The organism is Streptomyces sp. NPDC059787 (assembly GCF_042732315.1).
GTDB classification, from domain to species: domain Bacteria; phylum Actinomycetota; class Actinomycetes; order Streptomycetales; family Streptomycetaceae; genus Streptomyces; species Streptomyces atrovirens.
Genome location: NZ_JBHWHX010000037.1, coordinates 23,108 through 48,825 on the forward strand (window position 1 = coordinate 23,108; position 25,718 = coordinate 48,825).

Consider the following 25,718-nt stretch of genomic DNA (forward strand, 5'->3'; position numbering starts at 1 on the left):
CCGGGGACGGAGGCCGGTCAGTGGCCTCCCCGGTTCTCGACACAGGGTCCCGTTCCGGGCTGGGGCTCGGCGTAGGCGCCGTGCACCTCGGTGGTCAGCTCGTCCTTCGTCACACGACCGGACACACAGACGACTCCCGTGTGCACGCTGTAGTACCCGTTCCCGATGTAAACGCCGTGCTCCTCGCCGCAGCCGAGACGGGCCAGTGCCGCCGCGATCCGCTCGTCGCCGAAACGGCCGTACTCACCGGCGCCGCCCTCCTTGCGCACCTTCTCTAGCTCCGCGCGGATGAGCTTCGCCGACGCCGCTCCCCAGGCTCGCTTCTCCGGTGTCATCGACGCCTGCATCCGGTAGGCGTGGTTCTCGGCATAGTGCGGGGCACCGTCCCCGTTCTGCCCCTGGCCGCCGTCCGCCCTCCCGGTGGGGGACGCGGAGGGAGAGGGCAGCCCCGTGGGCACCTCGGCGGGCTGCGCGCACTTCGGCCGGGGACTGGAGGACGGCCGGGGACTCGTCGACTGCGCCGCCTGACCGCCGCCCTGCTGGGTCCCACAGGCCGTCATGGTGACCACCAGAAGAGCGACTGCGGTGACCGATCGTTCGATGAACATGTCCACAGCATTCCGCCCGGGGTATCCGCTGTCATGAGTCCGGGTACTCATCGGCCGGTGACCCCTGGTCACGACGCGGTCACGATCCCGGACTTGACACGGGACGCGGTCTTGCCACCCCCACCCCCCGGGCGTAGACCAGAGCGCACGGGACAGCGCTCGGCGTTCGACGGAGTACGAAGAACGGGGCAGTGATGCGCAGGACGAGCAGGATCATCCGGATACGTGGTGCCGCCGCGCTCGCCGCGGGTGTGCTCGCGGTCTCGCTCACCGCGTGCGGCGGTGGCGACGACGACAAGGGTGGCGGCGACGAGGACAAGGGCGGCGGGACCGGCGACACCGGAACCACCGTCACCCTTCCCGAACTGGACGGCGAGAGCCTCGAGGTCGCCGCCGTGTGGACCGGCGCCGAGCAGGCCAACTTCAAGAAGGTCCTCGCGGAGTTCGAGAAGCGCACCGGCGCCAAGGTGACTTTCGTCCCCGCCCAGGACCCGATCATCAACTTCCTCGGCTCGAAGGTCGCGGGCGGTGCCCCGCCGGACGTGGCGATGCTGCCGCAGCCGGGTGCCATCAAGCAGGCCGTGGAGAAGGGCTGGGCCAAGCCGCTCGGCGCCGAGGCGGCCAAGGAGCTCGGCGAGAACTACTCGCAGGGCTGGCAGGACATCGGCAAGGTCGACGGCAAGCAGTACGGCGTCTACTACAAGGCCGCCAACAAGTCGCTGATCTGGTACAACGCCAAGGTCTTCGAGAACGCGGGCGCCGCCGAGCCGAAGACGTGGGACGAGCTGCTCACCGCCGCGCAGATGGTCTACGACTCCGGTGTCACCCCGTTCTCGGTCGGCGGCGCCGAAGGCTGGACGCTCACCGACTGGTTCGAGAACGTCTACCTCTCCCAGGCCGGACCGGAGAAGTACGACCAGTTGGCCCGGCACGAGATCAAGTGGACGGACCCCTCCGTCAAGGAGGCCCTGACCACGCTCGCCGGGATCTGGGGCAAGAAGGACTACGTCGCCTCCGGCGCGCTGGGGACCGACTTCCCGACGTCCGTGACGCAGACCTTCACCGGCGGTGACCAGCCCAAGGCCGGCATGGTCTACGAGGGCGACTTCGCGCAGGTCAACATCGGTGAGACCAAGGCGGAGGTGGGCACGGACGCCAAGGTGTTCCCGTTCCCGGCGGTCGGTGACGCCCCGCCCGTGGTGTCCGGCGGCGACGCGGCGGTGATCCTGGAGGACTCCGAGGCGTCCCAGGCGCTGGCGACCTTCCTCGCCTCCCCGGACGCCGCGCGCATCCACGCCGGGCTCGGCGGCTACCTCTCGCCGAACAAGAACGTGCCGGACTCGGCGTATCCGAACGAGGTCCAGCAGAAGATCGCCAAGGCGCTCGTCGACTCCGGCGACGACTTCCGCTTCGACATGTCCGACCAGGCCCCGCAGGCGTTCGGCGGCACGCCCGGCAAGGGCGAGTGGAAGATACTGCAGGACTTCCTGAAGAACCCGAAGGACGTCGCCGGTACGCAGGCGAAGCTGGAGGCCGACGCGGCCGCGGCGTACGGGAACTGAACCGGCGATGGCGTCGGACACGGCGGCAGGGGCACCGAAGGCGGCCCCTGCCGCTCCCAAGTCGCGCAAGAGCGTCACCGGCACCCGTGGAACCGTGGCGGCGCTGTTCCTGCTGCCCGCCCTCGTGCTGCTCGGTGCGCTCGTGGTCTACCCGATCGGGTACTCCGTCGTCCGCAGCTTCTACGACCAGTCCGGCGACGGCTTCGCCGGATTCGACAACTACCAGGCCCTGTTCACCGACGACGGCATCCGCACCGCCCTGAAGAACAACATCATCTGGGTGGTGTTCGCGCCGACGATCGCGACCGCGCTCGGCCTGGTCTTCGCGGTGCTGACCGAACGGGTGCGCTGGGGTACGGCGTTCAAGCTGGTCGTCTTCATGCCGATGGCGATCTCGATGCTGGCCGCCGGGATCATCTTCCGGCTGGTGTACGACCAGGACCCGGACAAGGGCGTGGCGAACGCGGTGTGGGTGGGGGTGCACGACACCTTCGCCCAGTCGTCGGCGTTCCCGAAGGCGCACCCGGGCCGTGATTCGCCGCTCGTCAAGGACGACGACGGCGGCTTCGTCACCAGCGGGCAGGTGAGGGTGGGCGACACGGTGACGCTGCCGCTGGTCGGTGTCGCCCCGGACCTGATGCCCGAGGAGGCGGAGCGGGCGGCGGCGCCACAGCCGGAGAGCGACCGGATCACCGGCACCACCTGGCAGGACTTCACCCGCGGCAAGGGCGTCGGCACGCTGAACGCCGTCGACGCCCCGGAGCTGGGCTACGCCGGGATGAGGATCGAGGCCGTGAAGGGCGCCGAGGTGGTGGAGACGGCCACGGCGGCCGCCGACGGCTCGTTCTCCTTCTCCGCGAAGGCCGAGGGCGCCCAACTACGGCTCCCGAAGAGCAACTTCGCCGAGCCGTACAACGGCCTCGACTGGCTCGGCCCGTCGCTGGTCACTCCGGCGATCATCGGCTCGTACATCTGGATGTGGGCGGGCTTCGCGATGGTGCTGATCGCGGCCGGGCTCGCGGGCATGCCCCGGGAGCTGCTGGAGGCGGCGCGGGTGGACGGCGCGAACGAGTGGCAGGTGTTCAGACGTGTCACGGTGCCGCTGCTGGCGCCGGTCCTCGCGGTCGTCACCGTCACCCTGATGATCAACGTGCTGAAGGTGTTCGACCTGGTCTTCATCATCGCCCCGGGCTCGTCCCAGGACGACGCCAACGTCCTCGCGCTGGAGCTGTACCGCAAGGGCTTCGCGTCGGACCAGCCGGGCATCGCCAGCGCGATCGCGGTGTTCCTGCTGCTGCTGGTGATCCCGGTGATGTGGTTCAACGTCAGGCGGCTGAGGCGGGAGGTGCGACGATGAGTGCGGACGCGGACGGCGTCGTCAAGGCGGTCCCCGCCGTCAGGGCCGAGCGGTCACTGGGCTCCCGGCTGAGCGAGTGGGTCAGCGGCGGCCTGGTCCGCGTCTTCCTGGTCGTCGTGGGCCTGTTCTGGCTGGTCCCGACGGTCGGGCTGCTGCTGGCCAGCCTGCGCACCCCGCAGGACATGGCCGCCGACGGCTGGTGGAAGGTGTTCACCGAGCCCTCGCAGCTCACCTTCGGTGCCTACGAGAAGCTGCTGGAGAACGACGACATCACCGGCTCGCTGCTGAACACGGTGTACATCACCGTCCCGGCGACCGTGCTGGTGGTGGTGATCGGCTCGCTCGCGGGGTACGCCTTCGCCTGGATGGAGTTCCCGGGCCGGGACTGGTGGTTCCTGGCGGTGGTGGGGCTGCTGGTGGTGCCGGTGCAGGTGGCGCTGATCCCGATCGCCGAACTCTTCGGCAGCGTGGGCATCTTCGGCTCCGTGACCGGTGTGGTCCTCTTTCACGTCGGTTTCGGTCTGCCGTTCGCGGTGTTCCTGCTGCGGAACTTCTTCGCGGAGATCCCGAAGGAGCTGCTGGAGGCGGCCCGGCTGGACGGCGCGGGCGAACTTCGGCTGTTCGTAAGGGTCGTGATGCCGCTCGCCGGGCCGGCCATCGCCGCGCTCGGCATCTTCCAGTTCCTGTGGGTGTGGAACGACATGCTGGTCGCGTTGATCTTCACCGACTCCGGGAGCCAGCCGATCACGGTCGCCCTGCAGACCCAGGTACGGCAGTTCGGCAACAACATCGACGTCCTGGCGCCCGGCGCGTTCATCTCGATGGTGGTCCCGCTGGTCGTGTTCTTCGCGTTCCAGCGGCAGTTCGTCTCCGGTGTGATGGCGGGTGCGGTGAAGTAGCCGAAGCCCGCATCGAGTTGAAGGGGCGGGCCGTCACAGGTCCGCCCCTTCGTGCGACGGGCGTCCCCCGGATGCCGCAGGGCGCGTAACCAAGTGGGGCCGGCGGCCGTTGCCGGGCCGAACGCCCGCACCGACCGTTGGATGCCCCTTGCCCAGGTTCAGTGTCATTGTCCCCGCGTACCAGGTTCAGGCGTATCTGCACGAGTGCCTGGAGTCGGTGCTGTCCCAGTCGTACCCCGATCTCGAACTGATCGCCGTCGACGACTGCTCGCCGGACGCCTGCGGTGCGGTGATCGACGAGTTCGCGGCCCGCGACCCGCGCGTACGGGCCGTGCACCTGCCCCGGAACGCCGGTCTCGGTCCGGCCCGCAACGCCGGGGTGGAGCGTGCGACCGGTGACTACCTGGTGTTCCTGGACGGCGACGACACCCTCACGCCCGACGCGCTGCTCGCCCTCGCCGACCGGCTGAAGGAGACGGGCGAGCCGGACGTGCTGGTCTACGACTACGCGCGCACCTACTGGTCGGGCGAGGCCGTGCGCAACCGGGTCGCCGCCGAACTCACCGAGCACGGACCGGCGCCGTTCCGTCTCGAGGACCGGCCGGGACTGCTGAACCTGCTGATGGTGGCGTGGAACAAGGCGTACCGGCGGGAGTTCGTCGAACGCGCGGGGTTCACCTTCCCGCCCGGCTACTACGAGGACACCCCGTGGACGTACCCGGTCCTGATGACGGCGGAGTCGATCGCCACCCTGGACCGGGTGTGCGTGCACTACCGGCAGCGCCGGGCCGGCGGCATCCTGCGCACCACCAGTGAACGGCACTTCGACGTCTTCGACCAGTACGACCGGGTCTTCGCCTTCCTCGACGAGCGGCCCGGACTGCGGCGCTGGCGGCCGGTGCTGTTCCGCCGCATGGTCGACCACCTGGCGACGGTGTACACGCGGCGGGACCGGCTGCCGCGCGGGTCGCGCGCCGCCTTCCTGCGCCGGGCGCGGGTCCACTGCCGGCGCCATCGGACGCCCGGCGCGTCCGGGTCCGCGCGCGCCCGGGTGCACCACACGATGGTCCGTCTCGGACTGCACCGCACCTACCGGGCGCTGCGGCTGGCGGCGGCGCTGCGCCGCAGGTGGGCCCGGACCGCGGGGCGGCTGCCGCGCGCCCTGCGCCGCGCGGCCCTGCGCCTGCACTACCGGTTCCAGCGGCTGCTCCCGCTCCGTGCCGACCGGGCCGTCTTCGCCGCCGACGGGGGCCGCGGTCACGGTGGTGACCCGGGCGCCCTGGAGTCGGCGGTGCGCGAGCTGGCCCCGCACATCCGCACCGCCTGGGTGGCCCGTCCCGAGTACCACCGCACCCTTCCGCCGGGCGCCCGCCGGCTCGTGCCCGGCACGGCCGCCCACTTCAGCGCGCTCGCCCGGTCCGCGTATCTGGTGACCGACGCCGACACCGTGCCGGGGCTGGTCAAGCGCAAGGGGCAGGTCCTGGTGCAGACGCGGCGCGGCACCCCCCTCGGGCACGAGGGTCTGGACCTGCTGGAACGCCCCGCGGCGGCCCGGGACACCGACTTCGCGCGGTTCCTCGCGGGCGTCGACCAGTGGGACTACGTCGTCTCCGCCGACCGCCACTCGACCCTGACCTGGGAGCGGGTCTGCCCCGGCCGCTACACCACCCTGGAGTACGGCAGACCGCGCACCGACCGGTTCCACACGGCGACCGGTGCGGACGTGGCCCGGCTGCGGGAGTCGCTCGGCGTCCCGGAGGGGTCGGTGGCGATCCTGTACGCGCCGGCCCACCGCGACTACCGGCGCACCCAGCACCGGCTGCTCGACCTGGAGCGCGTGGTGCGCCGGCTCGGCCCGCGGTTCGTCGTCCTGGCCCTCGCCGCCCACCACCCGTACGGCGGGCCGCGCGAGGCCGCCTCCGACCGGGTCCTGGACGTCACCGGCCACCCGGACGTCACCGCGCTGTGCCTGGCCTCGGACGCCCTGGTCACGGACTACTCGCCGCTGATGTTCGACTACGCGGGCCTGGACCGGCCGGTGGTGCTGCACATCGACGACTGGGAGGCGTACGAGGCGGCCCGCGGCGCCTACTTCGATCCGCGGGCGTTCCCGCCGGGCGCGGTCGCGGGCGGTGAGGACGAGCTGATCGACATCTTCGCGACCGGTCACTGGTGCGGCGCCCGCTCCGCCCGGCTGCGGGCGGACTTCCGCGCCCGTTTCTGCCCGTACGACGACGGCCGCGCCGCCGAGCGGGTGGTGCGCCGGGTGGTGCTCGGGGAGAGCGACCTGCCGCCGGTGGTGCCGTTGGAGGGGCGCCGCCCGGTGCCGTCGGCCGGTGCCGTGTCCGGCCCGCCGGCGCTCACGACGGTGCCGCAGCAGCAGCCCGCCGGTGTCCTGGCCGTCACCGACCGCGGCTGACCGCCGTTTCCCCTTGCGGACCCAGGGAGTTCCCATGCCCTCCGGATCGTCGCGGCCCACCCCGGCCCGGCCTCCGGCGGGGCGGCCCGGCCGGCGCCCCGCCCGCTGAGGGCGCCACGCCGGCCTTCACGGATCACGGACCACGGACCACGGAAAGAGCAGAATGCCCCGTTTCAGCATCATCGTCCCGTCCCACGGGGTCGCCGGCCGGCTGGGCCAGGCGCTGGACTCGGTCCTCGCCCAGTCCTTCGGTGACTTCGAGCTGATCCCGGTCCGCGGGGCGCCCGGGTCCGCCGCGGCCGACGTGGCCGCCCGGCACGCCGAGCGGGACTCTCGGGTGGCGCCGGTGCACGCGCCGCCGTCGGCCGGACTGGCGGGCGCGCGCAACGCGGGGGCACGGGCGGCCACGGGAACGTACCTGCTGTTCCTCGACGGTGACGACGTCCTCGTACCCGGCGCGCTCGCGGCTCTGGACGCGCGCCTGACCGAGACCGGTCCGGTGGACGTGCTGCACTTCGAGCACGAGCGGGCGCCCTGGTGGGACGGCGAGCCCGGCAACCCGGCCGCGCCCCTGCTGGCGAAGGCCCCCGACGGCGCGTTCTCCCCCGACCGCGCCCCGCACCTCACCGGCGTGGGCCTCCCGGCGTGGAGCACGGCCTGGCGCCGTGCCTTCGTCGCCGAGCGGGGTCTCGCCTTCCCCGCGGGTCACTTCACGGACATCGGCTGGGGCGGGCAGGCGATGCTCGTCGCCGAGCGGGTGGCGGTACTGCGCGCGGTCGTCGTACGGCATCTGGTGCGGCGGCAGGGCAGCCGGCTGAACCTGCCCGGGGAGCACCACGCCGAGCTGCTGGACCAGGTCGAGCTGGTGCTGGAGCGGGCCGCCGAACGGGGGCTGTCCGCCGAGCGGTCGGCGCCGTTGTTCGAGCAGCTCTTCACCGCCGTGCTGAAGACGGCCGCCCGTCCCCGGCGGCTCCCGTCGGGCCGCCGCGCCTTCTTCCGCCGGGCGAGCACCCTGTACCGCCGCCACCGCCCCGCCGGGTACCGGCCCCCGCGCGGCAGCCTCGGGGCGCAGCACCGGCTGCTGGCGTCGGGCTCCTACGGGGCGTTCGCCGCCCTGCGCGGCGCCCGCCGCGCGGTGGCACGGACCGTGGCGGCGGTGCCGCGTCCGCGGGGCCTGCGCACACGGCTGCTGTACCGGATGCACCTGTGCCGCCCGCTCGATCCGAACCTCGCCGTGTACTGCGCGTACTGGGGCCGGGGTTACGCCTGCAACCCGGCCGCGATCCACGCCGAGGCGCGTGAACTCGCCCCGCACATCCGCTCGGTGTTCCTGGTGGAGGCCGGCCGGGAACACACCGTGCCGGACGGCGTCGAGTACGCGGTCATCGGCAGCCGCCGCTGCTGGGAGGTGCTGGCCCGTGCGAAGTACCTGGTCAACAACGCCAACTTCGCGGAGGGCGTGGTCAAGCGCCCCGGCAGCGTCCACCTCCAGACGCAGCACGGCACCCCGCTGAAGACGATGGGCGTCGACCAGTCGACGTACCCGGTGGTGGCCGCTGCCACCGGCAGCTTCACCAGGCTGCTGGGCCGGGTGGACCGCTGGGACTACAACCTCTCCGCCAACCCGCACTCCACGCGCGTGTGGGAGCGTGCCTTCCCCGGCTCCTACGAGCACCTGGAGTACGGCTATCCGCGCAACGACGTGTACTGCGCGGCCGGCGCGGACGACGTGGCCCGGATCCGCGCGGAGCTGGGCGTCCCGGAGGGCGCGCGGGCCGTGCTGTACGCGCCCACCCACCGCGACCACCGCACCGGCTTCGAGCCCGGCCCCGACCTGGAGGCGTTCTGCGAGGCGGCCGGCGAGGACGTCGTGGTCCTGCTGCGCGCCCACTACTTCTACGACCGGGGCACCGCGCGGGCCGGGGGCCGGGTCAACCGGGTCATTGACGTAACCGCGCACCGCTCGTCGGAGGACGTGTGCCTGGCCGCCGACGCGCTGATCACCGACTACTCGTCGATCATGTTCGACTACGCCTGTCTGGACCGGCCGATCGTCGTGTACGCCGACGACTGGGACGTCTACCGGGAGGTCCGGGGCGTCTGCTTCGACCTGATGGAGGGGCCGCCGGGACCGGTGGTCCGTACCCCCGAGGAGCTGGCCCGCGTGTTCCGCGACGGCTCGTACGCGGACGCGGAGTCGGCGGCGCTGCGGGCCCGGTTCCGGGAGCGGTTCTGCGCGTTCGACGACGGGCGGGCCGCCGAACGGGTCGTACGCCGGGTGCTGCTCGGTGAGCCGCCCGAGGCCCTGCCGCCCGTGATCCCGCTCGCGGAGCGCGTCCCCGCCCCCGCGGCCGCCCCGACCCCGGTGAGGAGCTGACGTGCCCCGCTTCAGCGTCGTCGTCCCCGTCCACAAGGTGCAGGGGTACCTGCACGCCTGCCTCGACTCGGTGCTCGGGCAGTCGTACCGCGACCTCGAGGTGATCGCCGTCGACGACCGCTCCCCCGACGGCTGCGGCGCGATCCTCGACGCGTACGCGGCCCGCGACGAGCGGGTCCGGGTGGTGCGCCTGCCCCGGAACGTGGGCCTCGGCCGGGCCCGCAACGCCGGGATGGAGCACGCGACCGGCGACTACCTGTTCTTCCTCGACGGCGACGACACCCTGACCCCGGGCGCGCTGCGCGCGACGGCCGACCGTCTCGACGAGACCGGCGACCCGGACGTCCTGGTCTTCGACTACGCCCGCACCCACTGGTGGGGCGGCACCCGCCGCAACGTCCTGGCCCGTCTGCTGGCCGTCGAGGACGTGTTCACGGCGGCCGAGCGGCCGGAGATCCTCGATCTGCTGATGGTGGTGTGGAACAAGGTCTACCGCCGCGACTTCGTCGCACGGGAGGGCTTCGCCTTCCCGCCCGGCTACTACGAGGACACGCCCTGGACGTTCCCGGTGCTGCTCAGCGCGGAGCGCATCGCCACCCTGGACCGGATCTGCGTGTACTACCGGCAGCGCCGCCGGGGCAGCATCCTGTCCACCACCAGCCGCAGGCACTTCGACGTCCACGAGCAGTACGCGCGGGTGTTCCGGTTCGTCGACGCCCGCCCGGCGCTCGCGCACTGGCGGCCCTTCCTGCACGCCAAGATGGGCGAGCACTGCCTCGACATCCTCTCCAAGCCGGACCGCCTGCCGCCGTCCGACAGGGGCGAGTTCTTCCGCCGTACGGCCGAGATGTTCCGGGCGCACCGGCCGGAGGGTGCCCGGGTCCCGGCGGAACTGCGCGTGCTGGAGGGAAGTTACGCCGGTTACCTCCTGCGGCAGCGGGCGGAAAGGGCCGGGCGGGAGCTGGGGCGGCGGGCCCGACAGGCGGGTACGGCGACGGCGGCGCGGTACGCCCGTGTCCGGCCGGCGTTCCGGCGTCCGCTCGACCCGGATCTCGCCGTGTACTCGGCGTTCTCGCACCGGGGCGTGCTCGGCGACCCGGCGGCCGTCCACCGTGCGGCGCGCGAACTCGCCCCGCACATCAGGAACGTATGGGTACTGGCCGACGAGGAGCAGGCGGCCGGTCTCGATCCGGACACCGAGTACGTGCTGCTCGACTCGCCCGGGTACCGCCGGGTGACCGAGCGGGCCACGTACTTCGTCAACAACGTCAACTGGTCCGGGGCGCTGGTCAAACGCCCCGGAAGCGTGCACGTCCACACCCACCACGGCACCCCGCTGAAGTACCTGGGCGCCGATCTGCTGGACCGGCCCGGCGCCCGGCTCGGCTTCGACGTACCGCAGATGCTGCGCCGGGCCGACCGCTGGGACTACAGCCTGGTCGCCAACCGGCACTCCGAGCTGGTGTGGGAGCGGGCCTATCCCTGTCACTTCACCTCCCTGCGCAGCGGCAGCCCGCGCAACGACGTGCTGGTCGGGGCGTCGGAGGAGCGGGGGCGTGCGGTGCGCGCACGGCTCGGTGTCCCGGACGGTGACACGGTGGTGCTGTACGCGCCGACCCGCCGCGACTACCGCAGGGACGGGCTGGTGGAGCGGCTCGACCTCGCCCGGTTCGCCGCCGGCCTGGGCGAGGGCCGCACCCTCGTGGTCCGTCTGCACCCCTCGCTGGCCGCCGGACCGGCGCGCGGGCTCGGGCTGTCCGAGCTGCACCGGCGGGGCGTGCTCGTCGACGCGACGGACGAACCGGAGGTGCAGGACGTGCTGCTCGCCGCCGACGTGCTGGTCACGGACTACTCGTCGGTCATGTTCGACTACGCCCTGCTGGACCGCCCGATCGTCGTGTACGCCGACGACTGGGACGCCTACCGGGCGAGCCGGGGCGCCTACCTGGACGTCATGGCCGAGGCGCCGGGCCATGTGGCGCGCTCCCCCTGGGAGCTGGCGTGGCTGTTCGACTCCGGGACCTGGCGGGACGAGGAGGCGGCGCGGCTGCGGTCGGCGTTCCGGAGGCGGTTCTGCGAGTTCGACGACGGGCGGGCCGCCGAGCGGGTGGTGCGGACGCTGATGCTGGGCGAGCGGATGCCCGAGCGGCCGGCCGGACCGGCCCGGGTGCCCGCCCAGGCCACCGGCGTCGACCTGCTGACCCCGTCGTGACGCCGCGCGCCCGGGTCCTGCTGCTGGCCGCCGTCTTCGCGCTGCTGCAACTCGCCAACGTCACCGGCCGGGACACCCCCGACAGCAAGAACTACCTGTCGTACGCCCTGAGTCTGACCGGTGCGGACAAGCGGGAGGCGGCCACCGCCACCATCGACTGGTTCTGCGCGGGCCGGGCGACGATCGCACACCGCGAGCAGAACGTGGACGTGATCCGCTTCCACGCCCCCGACCCCGCCCCGGAGGTCCTGCGGGAGTGCCGGGAGCGGGAGTGGCGGCAGGTGGAGGCGATGTCGGCGGCCGGGCGGACCGGCGGGCACACCGTGCCGTTCATGCCGGAGCGGTTCATGCGGATCTTCGAGGTGCGGCCCGGCTACCCGGTGTTCCTGGCGCCGTTCGTCGGCCTGCTCGGGGTGACCTGGGGTGTGTGGGCGGCGGGCGTGGTGGTGACCTGCGCGGGCGGGGTGCTCGCCTTCCTGGTGCTGCGCGCCCTGTCGGTGCCGGTGCCGCTCGCGCTCACCGGGCAGGCGCTGTTCCTGGTCCTGCCGTGCGGGACGACCGCGATGCGCCCGATGGCCGAGGGGCTGCTGCTGGCGCTGACCCTGGCGGCGCTGTGGGGCTGTGCGCTGGTGCTTCAGGGGCACAGGACGCGGGCGGGCCTGGCGCTGGTGGGCGTGGCGCTGCTCACGCTGTTCACCGTGAAGCACTCGCAGGCCCTGTTCCTCGGGCTGTGCCTGGCGGGCGCGGGCGCGGCGATCGCCGTACGGCGCCGGTGGCGGGGGCGGGAGCCGGGGCGCGGGGTGGTGGCGCTCGCGGGGGCCGGGTGCGCGGGGGCGTTCGGCACGGTGCTGCTGGCCCGGCTGTTGGGGTACCCGTCGGTGTCGGAGAGCGTGCAGGACCTGCTCACCGATCACTTCGCCCGCCCCGACCGGGAGCGGGCGTGGGCGGAGTTCTTCCAGTTGCAGGGGAACTTCTGGACGGAGTGGCTGCGGCGGCAGCTGTGGGAGCCGGTGTTCGTCGCGTTCCTGGCGGCCGGTGTCCCGGGGGCGCTGCGGCGGCCGGCGTTCGGCGCCTTCCTGGTGGCCGCCGCCTGCACGGGGTTCCTCAACCAGGCCGGGCATCCGGACATCAACATCTGGGGCGACCGGCTGCTCACGCTGGCCTGGCTGCTGCCGGTGCTGGGCGTGCCGCTGCTGCTGGAGCCGGTGGTGCGGCGGGCGGTGGTGCCGGCGCAGGCGGCTCCGGTGGAGCCGGCGCACTGAACCGCCACATCACCCGATGAGGTGATACGAGGTCATGCCGTTGACGTCACCGGGAACATACGGCAGATGCCCAAGACGCTCCCCTTCCTCTTCCTCGCCACCCGATGAGCTCCCCGGTCCTCGTCCGGCCGGCCGTGCGCGGTGCCACGGCGCTGCACGGCGGCGGGGCCTGGCGTCCCACCCCGTACCAGCTCTTCGGCTTCCTGTTCTGGCTCGTGATGTCGCTGGCGTACTGGAGGGTGCCGCTGTGCTGCGACGCCGGGCAGCACGCGGCGGTCGTGGAGCGCCTCAAGGACGACCTGCTGCACCCCCGGCATCCGATGGCGGACCTGCCGGGGGCGGGCAGCCCCTACTACTCGCCGTTCGCACTGGCGCAGGGCGTGGCCGCCCGGCTGACGGGGCTGGGCGGCTGGGAGGTGCTCAAGCTCACCGGGCCGCTGAACCTGCTGGTGCTGCTCACCGGGATCGGCCGCTTCGTGCGGGTGCTGACCCCGCGTCCCTGGGCGCCGGTGCTGGCGCTCGGCGCGATGACGCTGCTGTGGGGGGTGGAGCGGGCCTGGTGGAGCGGCTATCCGAACCTGATGTCGATGACGGGCAACCTGGCCTACCCGTCGGCGTTCGCGATCGGGCTCACCTTCTGGGCGTGGGCGCTGACGGGTGCGCGGGCCCGGGACGCGGGGGCCGTGCGGTACGTGGGGCCGAGCGGGCTGCGCCCGGTGTCCGGGTACGCGGCGCTGGGCGCGCTGTACGGGCTGCTTCTGCTCGTGCACCCGATCACCGCGGTCGCGGCGGCGCTGGGGGCGGTGGCGCTGATCGCCGGATGGCAGCGGCGGTGGAGACCGGCGGTCGCCGGGCGGTGGGCGGTGACGGGGGCGGTGGCGCTGCTGACGGCCGCCTGCTGGCCGTACTTCGACGTGTTCGCGCTGGCCGGCGACGACAGCGTGGACGCGATGCACCGGCGGCTGTACCTGGACCTCGGCGGGCAGTTCGGGCTGGCGCTGCTCGGGCTGCCGGTGCTGTGGCTGCGGGCGCGGCGCACCTCGTGGCGTGACCCGCTGGTGCTGATGTTCGTACTGGACTGCCTGGTGGTGGCGTACGGCTGGGTCAGCGGCCATTACACCTACGGCAGGATCCTCGGGCTCACGCCGGTGCCCCTGCAGTTCGCGCTCGCGGTGGAGCTGGCGGTGTCCCGGCCGTGGCCGGTGTGGCGGCGGCTGCTGGGCGGGGCCACGGCGGCGGGGGCGTGTGCCGCGTTCCTGACCGTGCACGCGGGGGCGGTGGTGCCGGCGGGCTTCGAACGGCCGCCGGACTGGCCGTCGTACGACTGGGCCGCGCGGTACGTCGGACCGGGCGAGGTCGTGATCACCGACGGCTACCACGCCGTCCACGCGCTCGCCGGGTACGGGCCGAACCTCGCCGCGCCCGCCTGGCCGGACGCCTCGCTGGACGAGGGGGAGCGGCTGCGGCGGGCGGCCGACGTACGCGCGTATCTCGACCCCGGTGCGACCCGCGCCGAGCGGGCCGCGGTCGTCCGCCGGTACCACGCGCGCTGGCTGCTGCTGACGCCCTCGCAGCGGGTGCCCGAGGAGGCGGTGGTGGTGGCGTGGAGCCGGCGGACGGGGGAGGTGCTGGCGCGGGTGCCGGGGACTACTCGATGACGAGGTCGACGGGGATGTTGCCGCGGGTGGCGTTGGAGTAGGGGCAGACCTGGTGGGCCTGCTCGACCAGCTTGCGGCCGGTCTCCTCCTCGATGCCCTCGGGCAGCTCGACGCGCAGCGTCACCGCGAGCGCGAAGCCCTCGCCCTGCTTGCCGAGGACGACCTCGGCGGTCACCGCGGCGTCGCTGACGTCGACCTTCGCCGCCCGGCCGACCACGCCGAGGGCGCTGCCGAAGCAGGCGGCGTAGCCGGCGGCGAAGAGCTGCTCCGGGTTGGTGCCCTGGCCGTTGCCGCCGAGCTCCACGGGGGCGCTCAGGCCGAGGTCCAGCTTGCCGTCGGAGGTGACGGCGCGGCCCTCGCGGCCGTGGGTGGCGGTGGCGACAGCGGTGTAGAGCGCGTCCATGAAAAGGACCTTCCCTCTCGAGTCGTGGCTCGGCCGGGCCCTTCGGTTCGGTGGGTCCGGCCGCCGTACGAACACAAGTAGAGCACGCAATTGAATTGCGCGCAACCAAATGGCCCGCGAGAGCTACCCTGGAACCATGACAGCCACCCCGAGCCCACCCCCCGCGACGGCCCCGCTGCCGGGCGTCGCGGACGACTGGCTCCGCCTCGACCAGCAGATCTGCTTCAACCTGAACGCGGCCTCCCGCGCCTTCAACGGCGTCTACCGGGTGGTTCTCAAGGATCTCGGACTCACCTATCCGCAGTACCTGGTCATGCTGGTGCTGTGGGAGCACGGCACGCTGCCGGTGAAGAAGCTCGGCGAGCATCTGCGACTGGACTCCGGCACGCTGTCCCCGCTGCTCAAGCGGCTGGAGGCGGCCGGCCTGGTGCGCCGGGAGCGCAGTGCGCGCGACGAGCGGTCGGTGGAGGTCCGGCCCACCGAGGAGGGCACCGCACTGCGGCAGCGGGCCCTGGAGGTGCCGCGCCGGATCGTGGCCGCGACCGGCTTCGACATCGACGAGATCCGCGACCTGAGCACCCGTCTGCACCGGCTCACGGCGGCGCTGGACACGGCGGTGGCGGAGGGCGCGTGACGGCGGCCGACGTGCGCCACGTGCGCCGAGCGTCCTCAATGGAGGCAGGAGCAGCCCCGTGACGCGCCCGAGGACGCCATGCAGCCCCATCAGCCCCAGGTCACCGTCGTCGTCATCGGCTACGACGACGCCGCCCATGTGACCGACGCCGTGCGCTCGGCGCTCGGGCAGGGGCCCGCCGTACGGGAGGTCGTCGCCGTCGACGACTGCTCGACGGACGGCAGCGGGGAGCTGCTGGACCGGCTCGCCGAGGGCGAACCCCGGCTGCGGGTGATCCGGCTCCCCGTCAACAGCGGCGGCTGCGGCACCCCGCGCAACACCGGGCTCGCCGCGGCGACCTCGCCGTACGTGATGTTCCTGGACAGCGACGACGTACTGCCGCCCGGCGCGGTGGACGCGCTGCTCACGGCCGCGACCGGGGCCCACGCGCAGGTCGCGGGCGGCCTGTGCGTGCGCCGCGAGCTGCCGTCGGGGACCGAGGTGCCGTGGGAACCGGCCCTGTACGCCGCGCCCGCCGTACTCGCCCGCCCGGCGCTGCGCCCGCGCCTGGTCCACGACACGCTGTGCGTCAACAAGCTCTACGGCACGGCCTTCCTGCGTGCGCACGGCATCCGCTTCCCCGACGGCCGCTTCCCCTACGAGGACGTCGTGTTCACCGCGCGGGTGTGGGCCGCCGCCCCGCGCGTCGCGCTGGTCCCGGACCCGGTGTACGTCTGGCACGTCCGCCGGTCCGCGCGGCGGCTGTCGATCTCGCTGGACCGCGCGGGCGTCGACAACTGGCGGGCCCGCACGCGCGCGTGCCGCACCGCCCACACGATCCTGCTGGACGCCGGGCAGAAGCGGCTGGCGCGCAGGGCGCGGGCCAAGTTCCTCGACCACGACCTGCGCATGTACGTCCGCGAGCTGCCGCTGCACGACGAGGAGTACCGGCGGCAGTGGTGGGCGCACACGCGGGCGTTCCTCGCGGAGTACGACGCCGCCGACCGGGCCCGCGACCCGGTCGCCCCCGGCCGGCTGATCGGGCGGGTCGTGCTGGCCTCCCCCGAGCCGTGCGACCTGCCCCGGCTGCGGGAGCTGGCGGCCCGGCCGGCCCGGCTGTGCCCGCCGTACACCCGCGCGGCGGACGGCACGCCCTGCTGGTCGGCCGGCCTGCCCGGGATCACCCTGGAGCACCTGCTGACCCGTCCCGTGCCCCTCCTCCCGCTCGCCGTGGACGCGGAACTGCGCCCCCGCGCGCACGGCCCGCGGCTGCGGGTGCGGCTGCACGAGCTGTACGGCCGGGTGGCGCGGGCCGGGCCGGTGGCGGCGGAGGTGGAGTGGCGCCACCGGGACCGGGGCGGCGCCCGGGTCCGCCGTACGGTGCCGCTGCGGGCGACCGCCGACGGCACCTGGGTCGCGGAGACGACCGTACGGCCGGACCGGCTGGCCACGCTCGGCACGGGCACCTGGGACCTGCGGCTGCGGGTGCGCTTCCGGGACGGTTCGAGCCGCCGGGTCACCGCGCACGCGCTCGCCGGGCCGGGCCTGCTGCGCCGCTGTGTGATGCCGAGCCGCCGGCACGGCGTGGTGCTGGTGCGGCCGTACGCCACGAACTCGGGCGCGCTGGCCCTGCGCCTGGCGGCCGGCGCACGCGGAGCCGTCCCGGTGCTGCGCGGAAGGCTTCGACGCCTGCTTCACTGAGAGCCGACCTGTTCGATTGCGGAAGCACGGCCAACGACGAGGGGACGGCCATCCATGACCTGGTTGATCACCGGCGGCGCCGGCTACATCGGGGCGCACGTCGTACGGGCGATGACCGGGGCGGGCGAACGGGCGGTGGTGTACGACGACCTGTCCACCGGCCTCGCCGACCGGGTGCCGGACGGGGTGCCGCTGGTGGTGGGCTCCACCCTGGACGGCGAGCGGGTCGCGCGGGCCCTCACGGACCACGAGGTCACCGGCGTCGTCCACCTCGCGGCGAAGAAACAGGTCGCCGAGTCGCTCTCCCTCCCCCTGCACTACTACCGGGAGAACGTCGAGGGCCTGCGCGTCCTGCTGGACGCGGTCACGTCGGCCGGGGTCCGCTCCATCGTCTTCTCCTCCTCGGCGGCGGTGTACGGCACGCCGGACGTGGACCTCGTGACGGAGGAGACCCCGTGCGTGCCCATGTCGCCGTACGGCGAGACGAAGCTGGCCGGCGAGTGGCTGGTCCGCGCGGCCGGCCGGGCGGCCGGACTCTCCACGGCCTGCCTGCGCTACTTCAACGTGGCCGGCGCCGCCCGCCCGGACCTCGCCGACACGGGCGTCTCCAACCTCGTCCCCATGATCTTCGAGAGGCTGACGGACGGCCTGCCCCCGCGCGTGTTCGGCGACGACTACCCGACCCCCGACGGCACCTGTGTCCGCGACTACATCCACGTCGTCGACCTGGCCGAGGCCCATGTCGCGGCGGCCCGCGCGCTGCGCGCCGCCCCCGGCCGGGACCTCACCCTCAACATCGGCCGCGGCGAGGGCGTCTCCGTGCGGGAGATGATCGACCGCGTCAACGCCCTCACCAGCCACGACCGCCCGCCCGTGGTCACCCCGCGCCGCCCCGGCGACCCGCCCCGCGTCGTCGCCTCCGCCGACCGCGCGGCCACGGAACTGGGCTGGAAGGCCCGCCACGACATCGACGACATGATCACCTCGGCCTGGTCCGGCTGGCGGCACCCGCACCCGCCGACGGCGGCCCGCCCCTGATGCCCACCCGTACCGAACGCGCCCTGGGCGCCGTCATCGGCTCCGCCGTGGGCGACGCCCTGGGCGCCCCCTTCGAGTTCGGCCCCGAGGGCGCCTTCTCCGCCCGCTTCCCGGCACCGGGGGCCGGTGGCGAGATGTGCGGGGGCGGCGGCTGGGACCCGGGCGAGGCGACGGACGACACGCAGATGGCGGTGCTGGTCGCCGAGTCGCTGCTGGAGCGCGGTGGCCTCGACCTCCCGGACGTCTTCCGCCGCTTCCGGCGATGGGCGGCTTCCGACCCGAAGGACATCGGCCTCCAGACGGAGGCCGTGCTGACCAGCGGCGACCCGTGGGGCCTGGCCGCCGCACTGCACTTCCGGACCAGTCAACGGGCGGCGGGAAACGGCGCGTTGATGCGGGCGGCCCCTTCCGCCGTGTACTTCGCGCCCCTGGGCCGTGACGCCACCATGGACGCCGCCCGCCGCCTGTCCGCCCTCACCCACGGCGACCGGGCGGCCTGGGAGGGCACGGCCGTCCTCCACGAACTCGTCCGTGTGGCCCTGACCGGCGCCGACCCACTGGCCGCCGTACCCGACACCCTGCACGCGCTCCACCCGGACCACCACGACCGCTACGCGACCGTCCTCGCCCCCGACTGGCACCCGGACCTGGCCACGGAGTTCAACGGCGCGGTCTGGCCCTGCCTGGCCTCCGCCGTCTGGGCGGTACGGACGACGACCGGCTACGAGGACGCCGTACGCGCGGCGATCGACCTGGGAGGCGACACGGACACGGTGGCGGCGGTGACCGGCGGCCTGGCGGGGGCGGTGTACGGCGTCGACGCCGTGCCCGCCCGCTGGACCGGGCCGCTGCACGTGCCCCTGCCCGGGTTCGCCGGACGAGTCCTGTCCGCGACGGACCTGACCGGTCTCGCCCGGCGGTTGTGCGGCTGACCCTCTGCCGTGGAAGTCGGCCGTGACTTCATGGGGCAGGCCGGCTCGGGGCGCGTGGCCCCGCACGTGATCGTGTGCCGCCGAGCGGCGGCCCGGGCACCGCGGGAAGGGCCGGGCACCGACCGGGTGACGGTGCCCTCGGCCGTCACCCGGTCGGTCACCCTCACAGCGCCTTCAGCGCCTCCGCCGTCGCCCGCGTCAGCGCCTCCAGGTACCCCTTCGGCAGCTTCGGGCTGCGGATGACCACCGAGCGCCAGTACAGGGGGCCCGAGATCAGGTCGAGGGCCAGGGCGTGGTCGGCGCCGGGGCGGAGGTCGCCGCGTTCCTGTGCCGCCGTGACGATGCCCTTGGCGACCCCGTCCTGGCCCTCGCGCAGCGCCTTCTGCAGGGCCTCGGCGATGTCCGGGTTGCGGGCGGCCTCGGCCTGGAGGTCGGGGAGGATCTGCGAGGCGACGGGGTGGCGCAGGGCGCGGGAGGTGACCTCGTACAGCAGGCGCAGGTCGCCCTCCAGGGAGCCGGTGTCCGGCGCGGGCAGGCCCTGGACGGCGATCGCGGAGACCAGGTCGAGGACGAGGTGCAGTTTGGAGCGCCAGCGGCGGTAGACCGCGGTCTTGCCGACGCCCGCGCGGCGCGCGATCCCCTCGATCGACATCCGTGCGTAGCCGGCCGCGGCCAGCTCCTCGAAGACGGCCGCCCGGATCGCCTCCGTCACGTCCTGGCGCAGTACGGCGGCCCCGGCGGGGGCCCTGCGGCGCGGACGCGGCTGGGGCTCGTCGGCGTTCGTCGTCATGCGGACAGCATAGGCCGCCACCGTCACGACGAAACGGTTGCGTTCCGACGTTCTTTCGACTTACGCTCCCGTTGCGACGATACGGTCCCGTTCCGACGTATGGCCGGCCCGTCGCCACCCCCTCCCTCTAGCGAAAGCGCCGGATGTGAGTCAGGTCCTCCACACACCGCCCCCCGCACCGGGCGCCCCGACACCACCCCCCGAGGGCGACCTCGCGGCTCTCGCCGCCCGGCACGGCCTCACGGTCAGCGGCGCCCGGCCGTCCCTGGCGGAGTACGTCCGTCAGCTCTGGGACCGGCGGCACTTCATCCTCGCCTTCTCCCGGGCGAAGCTGACCGCCCAGTACAGCCAGGCCAAGCTCGGCCAGCTGTGGCAGGTGGCGACCCCGCTGCTGAACGCGGCGGTGTACTTCTTCATCTTCGGCCTGCTGCTGGGTGCCAACCGGGGCATCCCGAAGGATGTGTACGTGCCGTTCCTGGTGACGGGCGTGTTCGTGTTCACCTTCACCCAGAGCTCGGTCCTCGCCGGGGTGCGGGCCATCTCCGGGAACCTGGGGCTGGTGCGGGCCCTGCACTTCCCCAGAGCCTCACTGCCCGTCTCCTTCGCGCTCCAGCAGCTCCAGCAGCTGCTGTTCTCGATGATCGTGCTGGTCGTCGTCATGGTGGCCTCCGGCAGCCTGCCCGCCCTGTCGTGGCTGCTCGTCGTCCCCGCGCTGCTGCTGCAGTTCGTGTTCAACACCGGGCTCGCGCTGGTCTTCGCGCGGATGGGCAGCAAGACGCCCGACCTGGCCCAGCTGATGCCGTTCGTGCTGCGCACCTGGATGTACGCGTCCGGCGTGATGTTCAGCATCCCGGCGATGCTGCACGACAAGGACGTTCCCACCTGGCTCGCCGACGTCCTGCAGTGGAACCCGGCGGCGGTCTACATGGACCTGGTCCGCTTCGCGATGATCGACGAGTACGGCTCCTCCTACCTGCCCCCGCACGTGTGGGCGTTCGCGGTGGGCTGGGCGCTGCTGGCCGGCGTGATCGGGTTCGTGTACTTCTGGAAGGCAGAGGAGAAATACGGCCGTGGCTGACAGCAGCGACAACAAGATCCCCACGGTCGTCGCCGACCGCGTCGACATCGTCTACCGGGTCAACGGCACCGGCGCCGGACGCGGCTCCGCCACCGCCGCCCTCAACCGCATGCTGCGCCGCAAGCAGACCGAGAAGGCGTCCGGTGTGCGCAAGGTGCACGCCGTGCGCGGGGTCTCCTTCGTGGCGTACCGGGGCGAGGCGATCGGCCTCATCGGCACCAACGGCTCGGGCAAGTCGACCCTGCTCAAGGCCGTCGCCGGGCTGCTCCCGGTGGAGAACGGCCGTATCTACACCGACGGCCAGCCCTCCCTGCTCGGCGTCAACGCGGCCCTGATGCGCGACCTGACCGGCGAGCGCAACGTCCACCTCGGCGGGCTCGCCATGGGCATGTCCCGCGAGGAGATCCGCGCACGCTACGACGAGATCGTCGACTTCTCCGGGATCAACGAGAAGGGCGACTTCATCACCCTGCCGATGCGCACCTACTCCTCCGGCATGGCGGCCCGGCTGCGCTTCTCCATCGCCGCCGCCAAGGACCACGACGTCCTCCTCGTCGACGAGGCGCTGGCCACCGGCGACCGCTCCTTCCAGAAGCGCTCCGAGGCCCGCATCCGGGAGCTGCGCGAGCGGGCGGGGACGGTGTTCCTGGTCAGCCACAACAACAAGTCGATCCGCGACACCTGCGACCGCGTGCTCTGGCTGGAGCGGGGCGAGCTGTTGATGGACGGGCCGACGGAGGACGTGCTCAAGGAGTACGAGGCGTTCACCGGAGGTACGGCCAAGGCCCGCAAGCCGCAGCCTCAGCCGAAGGCGGTGGCGGTGCCCTCCTGAGGCCCACGCCCGCGCGCCCTCTTCATCGTATTGATGCCAATATGACCGAAGAGGACCGTCCGGAGCGACAAGCAGCCGAAGGAGCCCGCGATGCCCGAGCTGAGCGTCATCGTCCACGGGCCGAACACGCAGGACCACCTGACCGGCCTGCTCGACTCCCTCGCCGCCCACCCCCTCCCGGACACCGAGGTCGTCGTCGCCGCCGTCGGCGACTGGGCCCGCGAGACCGCCCGGCGGCACGCCCCGCACGTCCAGGTGCTGCCCCTGCCCGACGGCACGTCCGACGCGACGGCCAGGGCGGCGGGGGCGGCACGGGCCGCCGGCCGCTGGCTGCACTTCGTCCGCGCCAAGGACGGCCTGCCGCCCGGCAGCACCCGTACCGTCGCCGAACGGGTCGCCGGGCTCCCCGCCGCCGTGGACGTCCTGCTCCTGGACCACCTGCGCAGCACCTGGCGCGGTTCCGGGACCTCCTCGGCGGACGGCCCCCTGCTCGCCCGCGCGGGCCGCGCCGACCTCGCCCTCGACGACAGCGCCTACCTGCTGCGCCTGACCCCGCTGCTCGGCACCCGCGTCCTGCGCACCGGCTTCTGGCGGGCGCACGAGGAACAGCTCACCACCGACGACGAACCGCGGGCGGCCCTCGCCGCCCTGCTGCTCGCCGGCCGCGTCGCCGCCCTGCCGCACATCGCCCACGAGGACCGCCGGCCCCGCCCCGCCGCCCTCCCGCCGCTCACCCCCGCACAGCACTACGCGCTCGTCGACCGCTACGAGAGCCTCCTCGACCTGGCCCGCGAACGCCCCGCCGTCTACACCGTGCTCTACGAGATCATGGTCCGTGACTGCCTGCGCGCCTTCACCCGCGGCGACATGCCCGAGGACGTGGCCCGGGAGTTCTTCCACCGGGCCTCGGTCGCCGCCCTGCGCCGCCGCCCCGAGGGCCACCGGCGCCCCGCCGGCCTCGAAGGCGTCCGCCGCTCCCTGCTCGAAGAGGGCGCCTACGGCAAGTACCGCGCCTTCCAGGCCGCCAACCGCGCCCGCCGCACCGTGCGGTCCACGGTGCGCACCGGCCGGCGCCGTCTCGGCACACAGGTCCGTGACCTCCGGTACCGCCGGGCCCTGCACCGCCCCGTCGACCCCCACCTGGCGGTGTTCGCCGCCTACTGGAACCGCGGGGTCGCCTGCAACCCGGCCGCGATCGCCGCGAAGCTCGCCGAACTCGCCCCGCACATCCACCCGGTGTGGGTGGTGACCGGTGAGAACGCCGCCCTGCTCCCGCCCGGCACCGACCACGTCGTCCCCGGCACCCGCCGCTACTGGGAGGTGCTCGCCACCGCCAAGTACCTCGTCAACAACGTCAACTTCCCGAACGCCGTGGTCAAACGCCCCGGCGCGGTCCACCTCCAGACCCATCACGGCACCCCGCTCAAGCGCATGGGCGTGGACCAGATGCCGTTCCCGGCCGCCGCCCAGGGCCTGGACTTCGACGCGCTGCTGGAACGCGTCGACAAGTGGGACTTCAGCGTCTCCGCCAACAGTCACACCACCCGCATGTGGGAGAGGGCGTACCCGGCACGGTTCGTCTCGCTCGACCACGGCTATCCGCGCAACGACGTCTACTACACGGCCGGCGCCGACGACGTCCGCGCGGTCCGCGCGCGCCTCGGCATCGCGCCCGGCCGCCGGGCCGTCCTGTACGCGCCCACGCACCGCGACTACGAGGCCGGCTGGACCCCGCGCCTGGACCTCGCCGCCCTCGCCGAACGGCTCGGCGAGGACACCGTGCTGCTGGTGCGCGGCCACTACTTCTACGACGGTGCCGCCTCCCCCCTGACCGGCCTGCGCCGCTCCGGCCGCATCGTGGACGTCTCGTCCTACGACCCGGTGGAGGAGCTGTGCCTGGCCGCCGACGTCCTGGTCACGGACTACTCGTCGATCATGTTCGACTACGCCAACCTCGACCGCCCGATCGTCGTCCACGCCGACGACTGGGAGACGTACCGCACCACGCGCGGCGTCTACTTCGACCTGATGGCCGAGGCGCCCGGCCCGGTGGCCCGCACCCAGGACGAGCTGACCGGGATCCTCACCACCGACGCCTGGCGCGACGACAGCGCGGCGAAGGCGCGGGCCGTCTTCCGGCGCCGGTTCTGCGAGTACGACGACGGCCGCGCCGCCGAACGCGTCGTACGCCGGGTCTTCCTCGGCCAGGACGAGGCGTCGCTGCCGCCGGTGCTGCCGATCGGGGAACGCACCCCGGCACCCACCCCCGAGGAGGCGTCATGAACACCTCGCGGCTCCCCGACGTCACCGTCACGGTGATCGTGCACAACGACGCCCGACGGCTCCCCCGCGCGGTGGAGTCCGTACGCCGCCAGACCCACCGGAACATCGAGATCGTCATCAGCGACGACCACTCCACGGACGACACCCCCCGGGTGGCGCGGGCGCTGGCGGCCCGCGACGGCCGTATCCGGTGTCTGCGGCTGCCGGAGAACAGCGGCGGGTGCAGCGCGCCGCGCAACCGCGCCCTGGAGATCGCGCGGGCGCCGTACCTGATGTTCCTCGACAGCGACGACGAGCTCCCGCCGGAGTCGGTCGCCTCGCTGCTCGCCGCGCACCGCGAGCGCGACCTCGACTTCGCGATGGGCGCGGTGCGGCGGATCCGGGTGGACACCGGCCGCCGCTCCACCTGGATGCCGCACCTCGTGCGCGAACGCCGCACCCTGGACGGCATCGAGGCCGACCCGCGGCTGTTCTTCGAGCACCTGTCGACCGGCAAGATGTACGCCCGCGCCTTCCTCGACCGGCACGACCTGCGCTTCCCCGAGGGCATCCACTACGAGGACCAGCTCTTCTCGGCCCAGGCGTACTGCCTGGCGAAGCGGTTCACGATCGTCCCGGAGCCGGTGTACCTCTGGTACGTCGCCCCGTACGCGGGCTCCGACGCCGCGTCCATCTCCAACCAGCGGCATCTGATCGGCAACGTCCGCGACCGGATCCACGTGCAGCGGCTGATCGACGCCTTCCTGGCGGAGAGCGGGCACGAGGGGCTGCGCGAGGACAAGGACCACAAGTTCCTGAAGCACGACTTCCGGATGTACGCGGGCGACCTGCCCTACCGGGACGAGGAGTGGCTGGCGTCCTTCGCGGACCTGGTGAACCCGTACCTGGAGACGCTGTCGCCGGGCGCGTACGCCCGGCTGCCCCGCGCCGAGCGGGTGGTGCTCCAGCTCGTCCGCGACCGGCGGCTGACCGAGGTCCGGTGGGCCGCCCGGGGGCTGGGGCACGATGTCGCCCCGAGGGAGCTGACCACGGGCCCGGACGGCCGTACGTACTGGGGCGGGCGGGTCCCCGGGTCGGCGGGCGCCCGCCGCGAACTGGACCTGACCGAGCTGGAGCCGGACACCTGCCCGTTCTCCGTCGCCAGGTTCCGCCACGAGATCACGGAGCTCACTCGGGGCCCGGGCGCCTCCGTCGACCTGACCGTACGCACGTACGACCCGGCCCTGCGCCTCCCGGTCGGCCCCCAGCGCGCGAGCCTGCTCCTCTCCCCCGGCCGTCGCCGCCTGACCGTCCCCTTCCGTCTCTCCCCGGTCCGCCCCGGTGTCTTCGAGGGCCGCGTCCGTCTCGACCCGGCGACCGCACGCCTCCCGCTGAGCGGCTTCACCGGGGTGCGTCACCCCCTGGTCCGACTGACCTGCCGGGGCCACGACAACCGAGGCCTGCTCCTGGCCCCCCTGACCTTCCCACCCCTGACCGCCCACGTCCCCCACCACCACCTCACCGTCGAACCCGAGGGCCACGACCCGGGCCGCCTCCAACTCCGCTGGCGCCCGGTCGGCCTCACGGCGAGCCTGCTGCACCCGGCGGCCCGCCGCGCGGCCGTCCCCCGGGTACGCCGAGCGGCCCGCCTGGTGGCGAGCGTCTTCAGCCCGTCCGGCTGAACTCAGTCCGTCCGGCTGGACTCAGTCCGTCCG

19 protein-coding genes are annotated in these 25,718 nt (G+C 73.4%); 16 read left to right on the top strand and 3 right to left on the bottom strand.

Annotation, left to right across the window (positions count from 1 at the left end):
* Window positions 1-17 precede the first annotated feature (17 nt).
* Window positions 18-608, bottom strand: coding sequence for a hypothetical protein (locus ACFV5H_RS28305; RefSeq protein WP_385197822.1), 591 nt, complete (start codon window positions 606-608; stop codon window positions 18-20).
* A 194-nt stretch (window positions 609-802) separates the two neighbouring features.
* Between ACFV5H_RS28305 and ACFV5H_RS28310 the strand changes: the two genes are divergently transcribed.
* From ACFV5H_RS28310 to ACFV5H_RS28345, 8 genes are all read left to right on the top strand, one after another.
* Complete coding sequence (locus ACFV5H_RS28310; protein WP_385055273.1) at window positions 803-2,170, top strand: ABC transporter substrate-binding protein; 1,368 nt, start codon at window positions 803-805, stop codon at window positions 2,168-2,170.
* Window positions 2,171-2,177: 7 nt separating this feature from the next.
* The gene (locus tag ACFV5H_RS28315) at window positions 2,178-3,527 is read left to right on the top strand and encodes a carbohydrate ABC transporter permease (RefSeq protein ID WP_385197824.1); all 1,350 of its coding nucleotides are present in this window, start codon (window positions 2,178-2,180) and stop codon (window positions 3,525-3,527) included.
* Entirely contained in the window at window positions 3,524-4,426 is a 903-nt protein-coding gene (locus ACFV5H_RS28320; RefSeq protein WP_385055279.1) for a carbohydrate ABC transporter permease, read from the top strand. The genes ACFV5H_RS28315 and ACFV5H_RS28320 overlap by 4 nt, the downstream gene beginning before the upstream one ends.
* Before the next feature lie 148 nt (window positions 4,427-4,574).
* Entirely contained in the window at window positions 4,575-6,845 is a 2,271-nt protein-coding gene (locus tag ACFV5H_RS28325) for a CDP-glycerol glycerophosphotransferase family protein (protein WP_385197826.1), read from the top strand.
* Window positions 6,846-7,008: 163 nt separating this feature from the next.
* On the top strand, window positions 7,009-9,222 hold the full coding sequence (locus ACFV5H_RS28330) for a bifunctional glycosyltransferase family 2 protein/CDP-glycerol:glycerophosphate glycerophosphotransferase (protein WP_385197828.1): 2,214 nt from the start codon (window positions 7,009-7,011) through the stop codon (window positions 9,220-9,222).
* A 1-nt stretch (window position 9,223) separates the two neighbouring features.
* Window positions 9,224-11,434 (top strand): CDP-glycerol glycerophosphotransferase family protein, encoded by a 2,211-nt coding sequence (locus ACFV5H_RS28335; RefSeq protein WP_385197830.1) that lies wholly within the window; start codon window positions 9,224-9,226, stop codon window positions 11,432-11,434.
* Window positions 11,431-12,696 carry a hypothetical protein gene (locus ACFV5H_RS28340; protein WP_385197832.1) on the top strand — a complete coding sequence of 422 codons (1,266 nt, stop codon included), beginning with the start codon at window positions 11,431-11,433 and terminating at the stop codon, window positions 12,694-12,696. The genes ACFV5H_RS28335 and ACFV5H_RS28340 overlap by 4 nt, the downstream gene beginning before the upstream one ends.
* A gap of 104 nt (window positions 12,697-12,800) precedes the next feature.
* A complete protein-coding gene (locus tag ACFV5H_RS28345) occupies window positions 12,801-14,354 on the top strand; it encodes a hypothetical protein (protein WP_385197834.1) in 1,554 nt (517 codons plus the stop codon).
* Here ACFV5H_RS28345 and ACFV5H_RS28350 read toward each other — a convergent pair.
* Window positions 14,344-14,757: an organic hydroperoxide resistance protein gene (locus ACFV5H_RS28350; RefSeq protein ID WP_030868470.1), complete on the bottom strand. Its 414-nt coding sequence runs from the start codon at window positions 14,755-14,757 to the stop codon at window positions 14,344-14,346. The genes ACFV5H_RS28345 and ACFV5H_RS28350 overlap by 11 nt on opposite strands.
* Window positions 14,758-14,893: 136 nt before the next feature.
* Here ACFV5H_RS28350 and ACFV5H_RS28355 point away from each other — a divergent pair, with 136 nt between their 5' ends.
* The 4 genes from ACFV5H_RS28355 (at window position 14,894) to ACFV5H_RS28370 (ending at window position 19,041) form a co-directional block, all read left to right on the top strand.
* Entirely contained in the window at window positions 14,894-15,391 is a 498-nt protein-coding gene (locus ACFV5H_RS28355) for a MarR family winged helix-turn-helix transcriptional regulator (protein ID WP_385055296.1), read from the top strand.
* A 78-nt stretch (window positions 15,392-15,469) separates the two neighbouring features.
* Entirely contained in the window at window positions 15,470-17,071 is a 1,602-nt protein-coding gene (locus ACFV5H_RS28360; RefSeq protein ID WP_385197836.1) for a glycosyltransferase family 2 protein, read from the top strand.
* 54 nt (window positions 17,072-17,125) lie between these two features.
* Window positions 17,126-18,109 carry a UDP-glucose 4-epimerase GalE gene (gene galE, locus ACFV5H_RS28365; protein ID WP_385197837.1) on the top strand — a complete coding sequence of 328 codons (984 nt, stop codon included), beginning with the start codon at window positions 17,126-17,128 and terminating at the stop codon, window positions 18,107-18,109.
* Window positions 18,109-19,041: an ADP-ribosylglycohydrolase family protein gene (locus tag ACFV5H_RS28370; RefSeq protein ID WP_385197839.1), complete on the top strand. Its 933-nt coding sequence runs from the start codon at window positions 18,109-18,111 to the stop codon at window positions 19,039-19,041. The genes galE and ACFV5H_RS28370 overlap by 1 nt, the downstream gene beginning before the upstream one ends.
* A gap of 163 nt (window positions 19,042-19,204) precedes the next feature.
* Here the strand turns inward: ACFV5H_RS28370 and ACFV5H_RS28375 are convergent, their stop codons facing one another.
* Complete coding sequence (locus ACFV5H_RS28375; protein ID WP_383354907.1) at window positions 19,205-19,831, bottom strand: TetR/AcrR family transcriptional regulator; 627 nt, start codon at window positions 19,829-19,831, stop codon at window positions 19,205-19,207.
* Window positions 19,832-19,976: 145 nt separating this feature from the next.
* Between ACFV5H_RS28375 and ACFV5H_RS28380 the strand changes: the two genes are divergently transcribed.
* The 4 genes from ACFV5H_RS28380 to ACFV5H_RS28395 all read left to right on the top strand — a co-directional run bounded on the left by ACFV5H_RS28380 (window position 19,977) and on the right by ACFV5H_RS28395 (window position 25,685).
* Window positions 19,977-20,909 (top strand): ABC transporter permease, encoded by a 933-nt coding sequence (locus ACFV5H_RS28380; RefSeq protein ID WP_385197841.1) that lies wholly within the window; start codon window positions 19,977-19,979, stop codon window positions 20,907-20,909.
* Window positions 20,902-21,741: an ABC transporter ATP-binding protein gene (locus ACFV5H_RS28385; protein WP_385197843.1), complete on the top strand. Its 840-nt coding sequence runs from the start codon at window positions 20,902-20,904 to the stop codon at window positions 21,739-21,741. The genes ACFV5H_RS28380 and ACFV5H_RS28385 overlap by 8 nt, the downstream gene beginning before the upstream one ends.
* Window positions 21,742-21,831: 90 nt before the next feature.
* Entirely contained in the window at window positions 21,832-24,024 is a 2,193-nt protein-coding gene (locus tag ACFV5H_RS28390; protein ID WP_385197845.1) for a CDP-glycerol glycerophosphotransferase family protein, read from the top strand.
* Window positions 24,021-25,685 (top strand): glycosyltransferase family 2 protein, encoded by a 1,665-nt coding sequence (locus ACFV5H_RS28395; protein ID WP_385197847.1) that lies wholly within the window; start codon window positions 24,021-24,023, stop codon window positions 25,683-25,685. The genes ACFV5H_RS28390 and ACFV5H_RS28395 overlap by 4 nt, the downstream gene beginning before the upstream one ends.
* Window positions 25,686-25,718 lie beyond the last annotated feature (33 nt).

Excerpts from the sequence above, each read along its gene's own strand:
- ACFV5H_RS28305 (WP_385197822.1), bottom strand. The coding sequence starts at position 608 with ATGTTCATCGAACGATCGGTCACCGCAGTCGCTCTTCTGGTGGTCACC.
- ACFV5H_RS28310 (WP_385055273.1), top strand. The coding sequence starts at position 803 with ATGCGCAGGACGAGCAGGATCATCCGGATACGTGGTGCCGCCGCGCTC.
- ACFV5H_RS28315 (WP_385197824.1), top strand. The coding sequence starts at position 2,178 with ATGGCGTCGGACACGGCGGCAGGGGCACCGAAGGCGGCCCCTGCCGCT.
- ACFV5H_RS28320 (WP_385055279.1), top strand. The coding sequence starts at position 3,524 with ATGAGTGCGGACGCGGACGGCGTCGTCAAGGCGGTCCCCGCCGTCAGG.
- ACFV5H_RS28330 (WP_385197828.1), top strand. The coding sequence starts at position 7,009 with ATGCCCCGTTTCAGCATCATCGTCCCGTCCCACGGGGTCGCCGGCCGG.
- ACFV5H_RS28345 (WP_385197834.1), top strand. The coding sequence starts at position 12,801 with ATGAGCTCCCCGGTCCTCGTCCGGCCGGCCGTGCGCGGTGCCACGGCG.
- ACFV5H_RS28350 (WP_030868470.1), bottom strand. The coding sequence starts at position 14,757 with ATGGACGCGCTCTACACCGCTGTCGCCACCGCCACCCACGGCCGCGAG.
- ACFV5H_RS28355 (WP_385055296.1), top strand. The coding sequence starts at position 14,894 with ATGACAGCCACCCCGAGCCCACCCCCCGCGACGGCCCCGCTGCCGGGC.
- ACFV5H_RS28360 (WP_385197836.1), top strand. The coding sequence starts at position 15,470 with ATGCAGCCCCATCAGCCCCAGGTCACCGTCGTCGTCATCGGCTACGAC.
- galE (WP_385197837.1), top strand. The coding sequence starts at position 17,126 with ATGACCTGGTTGATCACCGGCGGCGCCGGCTACATCGGGGCGCACGTC.
- ACFV5H_RS28370 (WP_385197839.1), top strand. The coding sequence starts at position 18,109 with ATGCCCACCCGTACCGAACGCGCCCTGGGCGCCGTCATCGGCTCCGCC.
- ACFV5H_RS28375 (WP_383354907.1), bottom strand. The coding sequence starts at position 19,831 with ATGACGACGAACGCCGACGAGCCCCAGCCGCGTCCGCGCCGCAGGGCC.
- ACFV5H_RS28390 (WP_385197845.1), top strand. The coding sequence starts at position 21,832 with ATGCCCGAGCTGAGCGTCATCGTCCACGGGCCGAACACGCAGGACCAC.
- ACFV5H_RS28395 (WP_385197847.1), top strand. The coding sequence starts at position 24,021 with ATGAACACCTCGCGGCTCCCCGACGTCACCGTCACGGTGATCGTGCAC.